Genomic DNA, 13,153 nt, shown 5'->3' on the forward strand with positions numbered 1-13,153 from the left:
TTTAGAGTATATGTTGATTGGAACGGAAGGTGCGAGCATCCTGGAGAGGAAATCGACAGGTATATTTAACACATACTTTTTAAAAAGCGGGCTTTTTTAGTTGTCTCGTCTTCCTTATACATATTTTTATTTCAAGGAAAAAATGTGAAAAACAAATTGAATCACAAACCGGGATTGAATTTTTGAATTATTTCTATTTTAATGACTGATATAAATCAATAAAAAGTGAGGGAGTCATTTCAATATAATAGGTAAACACTCCCTGATTCGTATGAAGATATAACAACCCATTTTCTGTTGAGAAGGGTTTATACGAAACATCGTGAACGTCATTTAATTGGAATGTATGTGAGGGTGTAATAATCCGATCAGCATAAAGGTTGATGTATTCAATATTCTCAATGTGCAATTGCTGACAAGCCTGTATTTTTCGTTCGATTCTTAAATAGGGTTGGGAAAACAGTACATTCATTACCTTCCTCCATTGAATTTACATTATTTAGATAGGAACACTAAAAAAGCATTCTAATTTATCTGTTTATGAATATAACCTAAAAGGAATCCATCTACAAAACTTTTAAGTTGACGTTTTGATTTGGGTAACATATAATTATCTCATATTCATATATCTTTAACTTGAGATATACTAACTAAAACTATTTTAACGGGGGATTTTAAAATGACTTTATCAAAATGGGCAGTAGACGTATCACACAGTAGCGTTGATTTTTCAGTAAGACATATGATGATTGCATCTGTTAAAGGAACATTCCACAACTTTAGTGCAGAAATTGAAGCAAATCCAGAAGATTTAACAACAGCAAGCATCAATTTTAATATAGACATTGCGAGCATTGATACACGAAATGCTGACCGTGACAATCATTTACGTGCTGCAGACTTCTTTGATGTAGAAAACAACCCAAACATGACATTCCATTCAACATCAATCGAAGTATCAGACGAAAATGAATACAATGTTACTGGTAATCTATCATTACATGGTGTAACTCGTCCTGAAACATTTAAAGTAACGTTTGAAGGTCAAGGAAAAGATCCATGGGGTAACGAAAAAGTTGGATTTAGCGCAGAAGGTAAGATCAACCGTAGTGACTACGGTTTAACATACAATGCAGCATTAGAAACAGGTGGCGTATTAATCGGCGACCAAATCAAAGTTTCCATTCAAATTGAAGCGGCTAAAGCTTAATAGAAAATCCCCCCTGTAGTTGAGATTCAGCTACAGGGCATTTTTTTATTTAGTTTGGTTGAGGAAACTTGATAAATCAATATTAAGAGCTTCTGCAAGTCTTATACCGTATTCCATGTCCGCACGGATGAAATTACAGATTGCCAATAACTTAGTGTGGTCATTGACATTTTGTAAATCAGTTGCTAGATTTTTGATTAAATTTTCTTGCTCCTCTTTCGAAAATCGTCGGTATAGCTCCCCTGCTTGTTTAAAATCATTTGTTTTTTCATAGCCTCTTCGGACCGTATTTCCGCTAAGTGCTACTTCACTTTCTTGATGGCTAGAATGAGTCGATTCTTTTGGTTCATGTGCAAATCGATTCGGTTCATAATTGACAGATGAGGCCTGTTGCTTTGTTTGCATAAACCCATCCCGCTGATTATTTAAAACAGTAGCATATGGACAGTTTACTGGAATTTGTAAGTAATTTGATCCTAAGCGATGCCTTTGCGTGTCTGGATACGAAAACAATCGTCCTTGCAGCAATTTATCCTCTGATGCCTCGATTCCTGGAACGAACACACCTGGTGAGAAGGCCGATTGCTCTACCTCTGCAAAGAAGTTTTCTGGATTTCGGTTTAACGTCATCTTCCCAACCTTCAGTAATAAATCTTGGTTTTTTTCTGAACTTTTCAGTCTAGAAATCAACTCCAGGGCCAAGGTGTCCGACCCGTCACTATAAATGAGTACGATATCGATAGCTATATGTTCTAAATAGTTAATATCATTAATAGATTCAAAGACTACTAATACAGATATCCATTTACATTTATCCAAGACTTCAGCCTCTATTGGATCCCCAATAAATAAAATTTTCATGCATACCTACTCCTTTTTCGAGTAATGGCTTTTGATGCTACCTACTTTATACTCTCTCTATAAAGCAAACGAAGATACTTTGTTTTTGGATTACTTTTTGTATGAACTCCTTTTTCAGAACCTTATATTAGAGCAAACATTTGTTCTTTTATTTGAAAAGTGGTTATTTTATAATGGAATTAATGTAAGAATGTTGAAGGATCTTCCAGCCTTCTTGGCCATGCATGATAAAAAAAATTGGAGCAATGATGATGTAACACCAATCAACCCCTTATCTTTCGTTCAGTGGAAATGCTAGAGAAGCACTAGAGTTTTACATGGAGCTTCAGGATACATTTTTGGGTGCAAGATTTGGTAAAGTCAAGGATGCATTCGGGGTAACTGGGGATTTGAATTACACGAAGGATTAATTTCCATCCTACTTAAAATAAAACTTTAGAAACACATTGCTTATTCAATAGGATTCACATTAATGTATTGGTCAAAAGTGCTGGCATTTACTAAATGCCAGCACTTTATTGTCTTACTAAACTAAAAATAATCTTCCTCATCTACTCTAATTTCACATGTTCATTGCACAAAATGTATGGTACATTTTGTATATAATGAATATCCCCTTTTTCCCATTTTTTCTAAGCTGTTCAGGAGATCGTTCTTAAACATTTCTTTCTATCGAGCAAAAATGAAACTAAAGTACTTAGCAATCGTAGTAGTTAATGTATTGGCGAAGGAGGATGAACGTGGAAAGTAAAACAAAGAGAATGTTAGGTGGAATTACCGCTGCTGTTGTTGCAGGTAGTTTAGTTGGATGCCAGGGAGCTGATATCCCTGAACAACCGAATGACCCAGATTGTAATGAGTGGGAATGGGATGATGACGACGGTGTGTATGAATGTGAGGACACCTCCTCAGGTTATTATGGCCACTATTTTTATGGGGGATCGTATTATCGAAGTAAATCAGCGTTGCTTGGTAGCTCTTCTTACAAAAATTATAAGAGTAGTTCAAGTTTCCAAGGTGGCAAAGGGTTTGGAAGCGGGCAGAGCTCTTATGGGGGATAGAGTCAGGAACTGCCTTCCTACGGTTGAATTCATCAACCAGGCTTAAGGTCTCTAAAGGGGGAAATGTGCTTTGAGAAAAACGAAGAAAATGATGGCTAGTATATCGGCTGTAGCCTTATTATCCGGAATGACCGGTTGTTCTACGAATGCAGTACCAATAAGCAGTAGCACGGGGAATAACAGTGGGACTTCGACAGAATCAACAAATAGTTCAACAACTGGTCCTGATGATCCATACTGCAATGAGTGGGAATATGATGTTTCTGGAATTTATGAGTGTGAGGATTCGGATTCCGACTACTACGGGTATTATTTTCATAAAGGAACGTATCACCGTGATCGAAGTGATATTTTTTATAACAAGAAAAGCTCACCAAGCATCGGCACCACTAGTGGGAGCAAAAGTGGTACTACTAGTAACAGTGGAACAGCTACAAATAAGAATTCCACTTCTAACAACACCGGGACGATAACAAATAAAAATACCACTACTAACAATGGCGGAACTTCAAAGAGTACGAATTCCAGCTCCACTAGTAGCAACAGTCAATCTACCGTTTCCAGTAGTTCTGATTATGAAAGTGATAGTAGCACGAGTAGTGGATTTGGAAGTGGAACAAGCACTTTTGGTGGGTAATTTTTTAAATTAGAATGGAGGAACTCATACCTATGTTAGATCTTTTGGGGAATTTTTCAATTTATGCTTTATCTGCGTTTGGTGTCTTTGTCATTGCGATGCTTGTCATTATGCTCGCTACACGTCATAAAGAATTTGAGTTAATTGGAAAAGGGAATCAAGCTGCTGCCCTATCATTTGGAGGTAAGCTTTTAGGAGTTGCTCTAGTGCTAGGTTCTGCCATTACAAATTCAGTATCATTGCTTGATATGGTTATTTGGGGCTTCATTGGAATGTTGGCTCAGCTTCTCTTTTTCTACTTATCAGAACTCATAACGATCCGTTTTAGTATTTCAGAAGCCATCGAAAAAGACAACAAAGCAGTCGGAATTCTATTGCTTTTGTTATCTCTATCTGTTGGTTGGATTATCGCCTCTTGCTTGACTTATTAATAGAACGCCTATCAGCAAGCTTTGGTGACATCAAATAATCACCAAAGCTGGTTTGCTAGTGCAAGCTCACTTGTGCAGCTAAATAGAGCGCTCTTCCTTACATTTCAGTTACATAAATAACATAGCATCCTCGGTCCTCGTCAATCTCAGCCGAATCTCTTACCATTTGTCCGAGACCCGGGACTTCTATAATGTCCTTTAACAAATACCGAATCGCTTCCCAATGAGAGTCTAGAGGAAATGTATGAAGTAAACTCATCTCTCCTATTCTTTTAAATGGGCGGATTTCTAAATGAATGCCTTTCTTGTATACAGATTCGTCCGAGTTTTTTTCAGCGAAACCTTTTTCTTCAATAATTAACATCTCATCTAAGCCAGACATTTCATTTGAGAAAAGTTCATATTCTTTTCCGTCCTTTATGAAATACTCACAGAGCTGTCTAGCATAGATTTCATCTGGATTAATTGAATTTGTTGTGTACTCATAAAAGGGTGTAAAAGATGAACCGGATTTTGTGTAATAGACAAGTTTCTGGATCATATAAAGTTCCTCCATATACAACTTTTTACAACCATCATACCACTCTTCCTTCCCCTTAAAAATGAAAAAAGTTTGTAAGACGATAAGCTTTTGTTTAAAATAGCAACCTACTAGTTAGAGGATGATTTAGTATGAACTTTAAAGAAAAACGGCAACATTTCTATTCAAAAATCCCAGAGTTTTGGGCGGATCTGTATGGTCAAGAATATGGACTTTTTGACGTAAAAGTTATGGACGAAGAATTTGCTCATGATACAAAAAAATTCGCACGTAAAGCTGGGCATATATTTTTTAAAACAACAGAGCTTCTTCAGTCCAAAGAAATACCGGATAGCACCTTCTTGCAAATGGGGTACCCAAGTGAAACACTTCCTTTTCTTCGACTAGGCGGAGCTCCTTTCAACACGGTCATTGGACGTTTCGATTCAGTTGTTATTAATCAATTGCATAAAATTCTAGAGTTTAATTCTGACACACCTACCTTCATTTATGAGCTCTTCAAAGTAAATGGCATGGTATGTAAAGAGTTTGGGTTTAAGAATCCAAACGAGCAGGAAGAAACACTATTAAAAAAAACAGTGAAAAAGTCCATCATGGACGCCTTTGCTTTACTTAAACAAAACCATTTTCCCAATATCGTGTTTACCTCCCATAATGAAAGTATAGAGGATCGAAATACAGTCATCTATTTACAAGAGCTGTCTGGGTTACCATCACAATATGTCCCTTTAGATCAGCTTAGAATCATGGAAGGCGAGGCCCTGTTGGACCCTGAAGGAATACCCATCGATGTGTTGTATAGACAAACGTTCCCGATCGAAAGCATGATATTCGACGTGGATCCTGACACTTCTGCAAAAGTAGGAGAACAGTTATTAAATTTAGTGGCATTGAATAAACTTGCCATCATTAATCCTCCAAGTGCCTTTTTAATGCAGAATAAAGCACTCATGTCAGTCATTTGGGGCCTTCATGAAGAGGGCTCTCCTTTCTTCACATCTGAGGAGCATGTTTGGATAGAGGAACATTTCCTTCCGACCTATCTGGAACCAGATCCATTCATCAATCGAGGAGAAAAATATGTTCAAAAGCCTGTGTTTGGTAGAGAAGGAGATACGGTTGAAATTTTTGATGGAACTGGTGCAAAAGTGGATGAAAATCAACATAAAAGCTACTCAAATTATTTGTCTGTCTACCAAAAATTTGTCGAACTACCCACAACCAAAATCCGAACAGAAGCAGGTGAAAGTGAAGGGCATTTTATGGTTGGAACCTTTTTGTTAAATGGTTCTCCAAGTGCCTTCGGTTTTCGTGTTGGAAACCAAATTACGAATAACCTTAGCTATTTTCTACCCGTGGGGATTAATAAATAAGGAGGGATTCATTTGTTTTTCTTTTCTAAGTTTTGGCAGGGTGTAATGAAATTAAGCTTCGCTTCCGTAGCAGCTATTACTATTTTCTTATTATCCATTTCTGCTGGAGTTTTTTTCATCATTGAACCTGAAACATTCCCGACCTACTTTGAAGCCTTTTGGTATACGATGACAACGGCAACGACTGTCGGATACGGTGACTATTTTCCAACAACTACATTAGGTCGAAGCTTCGGCATGCTTTTCTATATTTATGGAATTTTGCTTCTAACTATTTTTATTGGAAAGATCCAAACTTCTGTCATGCAGTATAAAAAATTAAGGGAGGAAGGAAAAATGGCCTACACGAAAAACGGACATTACATCTACATTGATTGGACGAAACGAACGAAGGATGCAATTGATGAGGTACTAGCTAGTGAGCCAGAATGCCATATTGTCTTAATTGATGAATTGGTAGAAAAGACGCCTTATGAACATAGTCAAGTTCACTTTATTGCAGGAGATCCTTCGGAAGAAGATACCTTGTTAAAGGCAAACATATTACATGCAAAAAGAATCGCCATTTTTTCGGATTGCTCCATTGATTCTCCAACACTTGCAGACGGGAAATCATTGCTCATTGCCACAACAGTCGAATCGCTATCAGAACAACATACTATCAATCTTCATACCATTGTTGAAATAATGAAAGAAAGTAACATTGCAAAATTTAAGCATGTAAAAGTAGATGACTTTATTTTGTCCAATGAGTCCATCTCTAGATTAATGGCAAAAGCCACGCTCCATCCGATGTCTAGCAGTATATTCAATCAATTGCTCGGAAAAAGGTATGGGGAAAACCTTTATGAAATTCGTAAAAAACCACATTGGAAATCCTATCGTGATGCTGCAATTGACTTATTTGATCAAGGCGCGACTCTAATTGCGGTTGGAGATAATATGGATGTTGCACAGCGACCGAATGATTTGCTAACAGACGAGGATGTATTGTACATCGTTACAGACGAAAATGGAATCCGCAAATTCAGGTAAGTTCAAATATAACGTTCTAAAATATAATAATCGGGAAGACCTCGTCAGGTCCTCCCGTTTATTTTTGTTTATTGTAATTTTAACTATTTTGGAAAAGGTAACTTTTATGAGGGGTCTCAACAGAGATAACATGCATGAAAGCATCGGTAGATACTCAATATTATGTATGTACCGTGATGATTTTTTTATTTTCCGAAGCATGAAACATTTATCCAAATAGTTTCGTCTTATTCAGTAGCTAATAATTTATAATGTGTAGTTAGTAGTAAACTGATATAATATTTTCATGGATATATTACTGACAATAAATTGTCTCATATTGTATGAATACCAATACACAATCAAGCAATGGAGTGAAGATATATGTGTGGATTTGTTGCATGCTTAAATACAATTTCTGATAAGGGAATAGATATCGAAAGTGCAAGAATTAAGTTTGAAGATATTACTCATTTAATTAGTCATAGAGGTCCTGATGATTCTGGATTTTATTATGATGACTTTATTAGTATGGGGTTTAGAAGATTGAGTATTATTGATATTGAAAGCGGTCATCAACCATTACCATATGAAAACAATCGTTATTGGATTCTTTTTAATGGAGAAATCTATAATTATTTAGAACTTAGAGAGGAGTTACTAGAAGAAGGATTCATTTTCAATACTCATTCTGATACAGAGGTTATTTTAGCCATGTACAGCCATGTAAAAGAAAAAGTAGTAGATCGTTTAAGAGGAATGTTCTCCTTTCTAATTTGGGATAAAGAGGAATCTGTCCTCTTTGGTGCGAGAGATCACTTTGGAATAAAGCCTCTCTATTACATGGAGAACGACGGTCAATTGTATTTTTCCTCTGAAAAAAAGAGTATTGAAGCTACATTTAACAAGGAAATGCTTAATTATAAGAGTTTGCAACACTACTTAACTTATCAATATATTCCCGAACCCGATACGCTAACAAATGGCATAAATAAATTGTCCCCAGGGCACTTTTTCACTGTTAAACCTGGAGAGTCCATGAAAATCCAAGCCTATTGGAAGCCAAGTTTTTCTCCTCAACTTTTCAAAAGCGAGGATCAGTTCGCACATGATATTAAAAATGTATTAATTGATTCTGTCGCAAAACATATGAGAAGTGACGTACCCGTTGGTTCATTCCTTTCAGGAGGGATCGATTCCACTTTAATTGTTTCCCTTGCAAAGGAGATCAACCCAAAAATAAAAACCTTTTCAGTAGGTTTCGAAGATAACGGATATAGTGAAATTGATGTAGCGAAACAGTCTGCTGAAGCACTTGGACTTGAGAATATCCATCACGTTATCACTCCTGAGGAGTTTATAAACGAACTTCCAAAAATCGTATGGCATATGGATGATCCAGTAGCAGATCCAGCGGCCATTCCTTTATATTTCGTAGCTAAAAAAGCGAAAGAACATGTAACGGTTGTCCTTTCTGGTGAAGGTGCTGATGAACTGTTCGGAGGATATAATATTTATCAAGAACCTAATTCACTAGAGATTTTTAAACATATCCCTGGTTCTGCTAAAAGGATTCTAAACAATCTAGTCTCTTTCTTACCTGAAGGAACAAAAGGAAAAAGTTTTATTGAAAGAGGCTCTCTATCCCTTGAACAACGATTTATTGGAAATGCAAAGATTTTTAATGAAAAAGAAAAAGAAGCCATATATAAATTATACAATGACAAAGTTCACTATACAGACATTACTAATCCGTTGTACAAAGCCATTGAATCCTATGATCCCATCACTAAAATGCAGTTTATCGACATTCATACTTGGATGCGTGGAGATATATTAGTAAAGGCAGATCGAATGACAATGGCACACTCGCTAGAACTGAGGGTACCTTTCTTAGATAAAGAGGTATTTGAGGTAGCATCTCATATACCATCTGGTTTAAAAGTGAAGGATGGTGCAACCAAATATATATTAAGACAAGCAGCAAAAGGAATTGTACCAGACCATGTATTAAATAGAAGAAAACTCGGCTTTCCAGTTCCTATTCGTGTATGGTTAAAAAATGAATTGTATGATTGGGCAGTCCAAACGATAGAACGAAGCCATACAGAACATTTACTAAATAAAAAAGAGATCATCAAACTTCTTGATGATCATCGGGTTGGAAAATTAGATGTAAGTAGAAAGCTGTGGACGATTCTCATGTTTATGGTCTGGTATGAAGTGGTTGTAGAAGACAAATACTCATTTACTTCATCAAATATAAGAAAGTTCACACCTTCATTAGTTTAAGTTTAGTTTAGGACCAATTGTTATCGCCTGACTACCCATTTGTTCCCATGCACGGATAAAGTCTTGTATGGGGGCTTTCCTATTTTTCTCACCTGAGATGGGGTCATTAAAATAAATATAGTTCGTATCATAACCAGTAATTAGTACTGAGTGTTCTCTATAAGTGATTTTAACCTGACCTGTCGGGGTATCCCAGACTTGAAAAGAAGATGGGTCTAACTCTTTATAAGTTGCGTTTGATATAATCCACACTGGGTAACCAGCGGATAAATAGGCTTTTACGCTTTCAAAATCCCTACCTGTAATATCTTGAATTTCTCCAGGTAAAAACCTTTCGGCAAGTTCTTTAATCGGCTTATGATATACACCATAGCCTGGTTTTTTCAAGTTATACATATCACCTACAAATCCATCATTAGGATTACCAAAGTAAACCTTACCAGACTCTTTCCTAAATACAGTAGGATCCTTTTTAACCAATTCGGCTAATTCCATTTTATCTATTTTCACATTTGCATGTTGAAGTAACATAGCAAGACTCGTGACTTCACACCCTCTAGGTAATTCAGGGTACTGCTTAATAATTGGAGCATCGAGTAAAACTTGTTCTTTTATATTTACTTTCCATTCTTTGTCATTTTCAACATTTTTATATGAATAATCATTTTCTCGAGTAGGTTTTTGAGCCATAACAACAGATGTTGAGAGTATTTGATTATCAGAAGATGCTCTTGTTTCAAGTGAAAATAGGGCAATAAATAATGTGAGAAAGAATGCGTTTAGGACATATGCTACTAAATTATACTTCTTGTTTATTTTTTGATTTAATAAATTGTAGGTTAACAGGATGATCATCATTGATATAAGTAGCATGAATACAACAAGCATGTGCTCACCTCAAGAATCATTTTAGACGTTTTTAAGTACTATGTTACCTTACAAGAATTTAAGCAAATAAGATATAACATTATCGATTAGCCAAATCCCGGATATTACCAGGTAGCAACTAAATTTTACCTTCCATTCTCTGAACCCAGCTAGCTAACAAAGGGTAATAATATTTCAAGTTTGCATGTATTTTAATAGCTACCTCTTCGTTATATGTATGTACAGTTAAGTTTCTGTCATTCACCATTTTAAGAGCTAGGATGGTCTCTTCTTCTTGGAACAAGTTCATTTCTCTACAGCTTCGGATAACACTTTTTGGCGATCCTACATCAATTCCTTCGATGTCGTACAAGTACTGTTTTGCTGCTTTCCAGCAAGCTTCATATGTAAACTCAAATCGTTGTATACAAGCATCCCTTTCCACATCATTCGGTTGTTGGATTGAAACAAGCTGTTGTAATAAGTTCAATGCTTTGTAAGCAGATGTCAGTCGTTCTTGAAGTCTCTCCATACGATTCCCTCCTTTTTTATGTTCTGAATAAGAGCAAAACTAGCATTCTCTATATTAACTATATCTACTCGATATGGAATCAAAGATTCCTCCACCCTATCTTGAAGTTCTAACCATTTTAAAGAGGGAATTTCACTGTAGGCTTCTACAGCAATATCTATATCCGAACTTTGCTTTTCATCATTTCTTGCCCATGAACCAAATAAATAGACTTTTACTTTTTCAGTAGTAAGGGTTTCGTTTATCATTGACTTTAGATCATTTAATATTTGCTCACGCAAGTCCATATCCATAGCCAACTTTTCCCCCCCTTATCATTAGGCAACTGGACCTTTAAAATTGACCTTCTTGACATAATTTTTTTCATCTATATGCACCTCTAATACAATCATTCCTTTTTATAAATAGTACCATAAAAATGACTACAGATTACATCGGAATGGTTTTGATATGCTCGGAGGTACATGACCCATTTGGAGCTCATTATTTTTTCTCTGCTATTACAAAAACATAATCCCCTAAATCACTACTATATGAAGACAGTATTTCATCTATTCTCTTCGTTTCAATGTCTGTCTTGAGTTTCTCAACAGCCTTCTTCACCTTCTCTATCCGAGGCTAAATTAGCAAATGTAGAAATTCCGGATCGAACCTTTTCCTCCAGATATAAGGCAGGTTCATATTTTCCGCTATAAAGAAAAAAATCCTGTAAGCTTGGTTGAATTAAAAAGGTTTCATGACCAATTATGCTAAAACTCGTTTCTTTTAAAGCATCGGTTGCGGTTGACAATGCTGGCATTGGCCTGCTAGATTTCTCCATTGCTATAGGAAAATACTCTTTTAGCCAGTACGTATTCATCTGATTTGGAGAAGATGTGAATATAACAATCCTACCCTTTCCTAGGACTCGATAAACGTCTTGAAAGGATTTTAAAAGGTCAACAAGATGATGGATGGCTTACACTTTACCATTTAAAAATTCATTTTAATAAATATAGTATGCACGAGAAGAGTATATGTTCAAATTGATGTTCGCATGTGGACAGGTAAAAACACTGAATAAGGTACCTTATTCAGTGTTTTCTTAAAAATATGAAGTGAAATTCAATCTTAATAGTGGGCTGTCTTTCGATCCTTTAGGAATCTCTCCGGAATTCCAGTAGAATACTGTTTTTCTTTAAGGAACATAACTCCCACCGGAAGTGCGACGATAAAAGTGAAGATAAGGAAAAAAATAAGAGCCGTTGAAAATGGCTGCATTTTTGTATGCAAGGTTCCTGAGTATTCATTGTAGAAATTCGACAATTCCTCGTTTTGTTCTACGTTGGAAAGTGAGAGCTGTTCGTCTTTATCAACTCCGTAAAACACAATTTCTTGCTTATCAAATTTGAACAATGTATCACGCTTTAATTGATAGTCAATAACTGCAGCTACAATTCCAGATTGATATTCTTCAGTTACCGTTTCATCTTCTGGTGTCGCCGGATCATCCTGTGTTACGAGTTTATATACCGTACCATCCATTTGTAGCGATTTGAGTATTTTTACAGAGTTCTCATCATAATAATTCTCAAGACCTTTTGTTCTATTCTCAACATAATTACTAAATTTCTCTTGATGTTCAGGATTAATTTCTGCTAAAGCCGTTGATCCAAAGACCGCAAACCCTAATAAACACAATGTGACAAGTATGTATTTCTTCAACATCCTCACCTCTTTATTCATAGTAATCTCAGGACAAGAGATTATTATCATTATATCTATAACCACCTACAGTATATACCTAAATTATTATAATTTTGGATATTTTACAAAAATATAACCCATTCACTAAAAAAGACTTCCATTAAAAATGAAAGTCTTATGATATAACCGTAATCATGAGTAAGCCCCTCTACTCACGGTTTATCTCCCTCTTTTTCCATTTCCCTTTAAGAGGGTGTTCAAAAAGTCCGGCAAAAATAGCTTCAAATTTCTTCGTCAGCTCTTTTTGTCCTCCTTTTTGAACAGACTCTTTAAGAGAATAATCAAAAAAACCATCATCGTAATTTTTACTTTGCCTTTACCTTCCCAAGCGAGATAGTGACTAACGGCTATCTCTCCTTCCCAAAAGGGAACGGAAACCTGCTTAGAGCAGTGGGACAGGTGAGACTCAGGCAAGGGGCGTTCTCGCCACGGAGGCTCACCGCCCACCCCGGGGAATGGTGCATCCTGGAATGTCATGTTGCTTGGTGACTTCAACCATTTGTACTAGTTGATTGTTCTTTGAGCTATTCGGAAAATAATGTAAGGTTAAAATAACGATACTCATTATGATTCCAATGGTTTTCATAG

Annotated in this window: 15 protein-coding genes; 7 read left to right on the plus strand and 8 right to left on the minus strand. The window is 36.2% G+C overall.

What is annotated here, in order from left to right; all coding sequences use genetic code 11:
• Positions 1 to 193 precede the first annotated feature (193 nt).
• On the minus strand, positions 194 to 472 hold the full coding sequence (locus ACOI1C_RS12465; RefSeq protein WP_422510858.1) for a 3-isopropylmalate dehydratase: 279 nt from the start codon (positions 470 to 472) through the stop codon (positions 194 to 196).
• A gap of 207 nt (positions 473 to 679) precedes the next feature.
• Here ACOI1C_RS12465 and ACOI1C_RS12470 point away from each other — a divergent pair, with 207 nt between their 5' ends.
• Positions 680 to 1,210 (plus strand): YceI family protein, encoded by a 531-nt coding sequence (locus tag ACOI1C_RS12470; protein ID WP_422510859.1) that lies wholly within the window; start codon positions 680 to 682, stop codon positions 1,208 to 1,210.
• A 45-nt stretch (positions 1,211 to 1,255) separates the two neighbouring features.
• Here the strand turns inward: ACOI1C_RS12470 and ACOI1C_RS12475 are convergent, their stop codons facing one another.
• Positions 1,256 to 2,071 carry a catalase gene (locus tag ACOI1C_RS12475; RefSeq protein WP_422510860.1) on the minus strand — a complete coding sequence of 272 codons (816 nt, stop codon included), beginning with the start codon at positions 2,069 to 2,071 and terminating at the stop codon, positions 1,256 to 1,258.
• Between the two features lie 761 nt (positions 2,072 to 2,832).
• On the opposite strand from ACOI1C_RS12475, the gene ACOI1C_RS12480 reads away from it, so the two are divergent.
• The 3 genes from ACOI1C_RS12480 to ACOI1C_RS12490 all read left to right on the plus strand — a co-directional run bounded on the left by ACOI1C_RS12480 (position 2,833) and on the right by ACOI1C_RS12490 (position 4,200).
• On the plus strand, positions 2,833 to 3,132 hold the full coding sequence (locus ACOI1C_RS12480) for a hypothetical protein (RefSeq protein ID WP_422510980.1): 300 nt from the start codon (positions 2,833 to 2,835) through the stop codon (positions 3,130 to 3,132).
• Between the two features lie 70 nt (positions 3,133 to 3,202).
• Positions 3,203 to 3,769, plus strand: a complete 567-nt coding sequence (locus tag ACOI1C_RS12485; RefSeq protein WP_422510861.1) for a hypothetical protein — start codon at positions 3,203 to 3,205, stop codon at positions 3,767 to 3,769.
• A gap of 32 nt (positions 3,770 to 3,801) precedes the next feature.
• Positions 3,802 to 4,200, plus strand: a complete 399-nt coding sequence (locus ACOI1C_RS12490; protein WP_422510862.1) for a DUF350 domain-containing protein — start codon at positions 3,802 to 3,804, stop codon at positions 4,198 to 4,200.
• A 97-nt stretch (positions 4,201 to 4,297) separates the two neighbouring features.
• Here ACOI1C_RS12490 and ACOI1C_RS12495 read toward each other — a convergent pair whose 3' ends face one another.
• A complete protein-coding gene (locus tag ACOI1C_RS12495; RefSeq protein ID WP_422510863.1) occupies positions 4,298 to 4,741 on the minus strand; it encodes an RNA helicase in 444 nt (147 codons plus the stop codon).
• Between the two features lie 131 nt (positions 4,742 to 4,872).
• On the opposite strand from ACOI1C_RS12495, the gene ACOI1C_RS12500 reads away from it, so the two are divergent.
• The 3 genes from ACOI1C_RS12500 to asnB all read left to right on the plus strand — a co-directional run bounded on the left by ACOI1C_RS12500 (position 4,873) and on the right by asnB (position 9,420).
• A complete protein-coding gene (locus tag ACOI1C_RS12500; protein WP_422510864.1) occupies positions 4,873 to 6,114 on the plus strand; it encodes a glutathionylspermidine synthase family protein in 1,242 nt (413 codons plus the stop codon).
• 12 nt (positions 6,115 to 6,126) lie between these two features.
• The gene (locus ACOI1C_RS12505) at positions 6,127 to 7,149 is read left to right on the plus strand and encodes an ion channel (protein ID WP_422510865.1); all 1,023 of its coding nucleotides are present in this window, start codon (positions 6,127 to 6,129) and stop codon (positions 7,147 to 7,149) included.
• Between the two features lie 363 nt (positions 7,150 to 7,512).
• Positions 7,513 to 9,420, plus strand: coding sequence for an asparagine synthase (glutamine-hydrolyzing) (gene asnB / locus ACOI1C_RS12510; RefSeq protein ID WP_422510866.1), 1,908 nt, complete (start codon positions 7,513 to 7,515; stop codon positions 9,418 to 9,420).
• Here the strand turns inward: asnB and ACOI1C_RS12515 are convergent.
• The 5 genes from ACOI1C_RS12515 to ACOI1C_RS12535 all read right to left on the minus strand — a co-directional run bounded on the left by ACOI1C_RS12515 (position 9,412) and on the right by ACOI1C_RS12535 (position 12,523).
• Positions 9,412 to 10,308 (minus strand): C39 family peptidase, encoded by an 897-nt coding sequence (locus ACOI1C_RS12515; RefSeq protein WP_422510867.1) that lies wholly within the window; start codon positions 10,306 to 10,308, stop codon positions 9,412 to 9,414. The two genes, asnB and ACOI1C_RS12515, sit on opposite strands and share 9 nt — an antisense overlap.
• 118 nt (positions 10,309 to 10,426) lie before the next feature.
• Entirely contained in the window at positions 10,427 to 10,819 is a 393-nt protein-coding gene (locus tag ACOI1C_RS12520) for an HI0074 family nucleotidyltransferase substrate-binding subunit (protein ID WP_422510868.1), read from the minus strand.
• Positions 10,795 to 11,112 carry a nucleotidyltransferase family protein gene (locus ACOI1C_RS12525; protein ID WP_422510981.1) on the minus strand — a complete coding sequence of 106 codons (318 nt, stop codon included), beginning with the start codon at positions 11,110 to 11,112 and terminating at the stop codon, positions 10,795 to 10,797. The genes ACOI1C_RS12520 and ACOI1C_RS12525 overlap by 25 nt, the downstream gene beginning before the upstream one ends.
• A 293-nt stretch (positions 11,113 to 11,405) precedes the next feature.
• On the minus strand, positions 11,406 to 11,639 hold the full coding sequence (locus tag ACOI1C_RS12530) for a hypothetical protein (RefSeq protein ID WP_422510869.1): 234 nt from the start codon (positions 11,637 to 11,639) through the stop codon (positions 11,406 to 11,408).
• A gap of 290 nt (positions 11,640 to 11,929) precedes the next feature.
• Entirely contained in the window at positions 11,930 to 12,523 is a 594-nt protein-coding gene (locus tag ACOI1C_RS12535; protein WP_422510870.1) for a hypothetical protein, read from the minus strand.
• Positions 12,524 to 13,153: the final 630 nt, after the last annotated feature.

Source organism: Bacillus sp. DJP31, from assembly GCF_049310945.1.
Lineage (GTDB): Bacteria > Bacillota > Bacilli > Bacillales > SA4 > Bacillus_BS.

Bases quoted from the DNA above. Each gene is read 5' to 3' on its own strand.
- ACOI1C_RS12480 (WP_422510980.1), top strand. From the start codon at position 2,833: ATGTTAGGTGGAATTACCGCTGCTGTTGTTGCAGGTAGTTTAGTTGGA.
- ACOI1C_RS12475 (WP_422510860.1), bottom strand. From the start codon at position 2,071: ATGAAAATTTTATTTATTGGGGATCCAATAGAGGCTGAAGTCTTGGAT.
- ACOI1C_RS12525 (WP_422510981.1), bottom strand. From the start codon at position 11,112: ATGGATATGGACTTGCGTGAGCAAATATTAAATGATCTAAAGTCAATG.
- ACOI1C_RS12495 (WP_422510863.1), bottom strand. From the start codon at position 4,741: ATGATCCAGAAACTTGTCTATTACACAAAATCCGGTTCATCTTTTACA.
- ACOI1C_RS12470 (WP_422510859.1), top strand. From the start codon at position 680: ATGACTTTATCAAAATGGGCAGTAGACGTATCACACAGTAGCGTTGAT.
- ACOI1C_RS12465 (WP_422510858.1), bottom strand. From the start codon at position 472: ATGAATGTACTGTTTTCCCAACCCTATTTAAGAATCGAACGAAAAATA.
- ACOI1C_RS12530 (WP_422510869.1), bottom strand. From the start codon at position 11,639: ATGGAGAAATCTAGCAGGCCAATGCCAGCATTGTCAACCGCAACCGAT.
- ACOI1C_RS12520 (WP_422510868.1), bottom strand. From the start codon at position 10,819: ATGGAGAGACTTCAAGAACGACTGACATCTGCTTACAAAGCATTGAAC.
- asnB (WP_422510866.1), top strand. From the start codon at position 7,513: ATGTGTGGATTTGTTGCATGCTTAAATACAATTTCTGATAAGGGAATA.
- ACOI1C_RS12515 (WP_422510867.1), bottom strand. From the start codon at position 10,308: ATGCTTGTTGTATTCATGCTACTTATATCAATGATGATCATCCTGTTA.
- ACOI1C_RS12490 (WP_422510862.1), top strand. From the start codon at position 3,802: ATGTTAGATCTTTTGGGGAATTTTTCAATTTATGCTTTATCTGCGTTT.
- ACOI1C_RS12500 (WP_422510864.1), top strand. From the start codon at position 4,873: ATGAACTTTAAAGAAAAACGGCAACATTTCTATTCAAAAATCCCAGAG.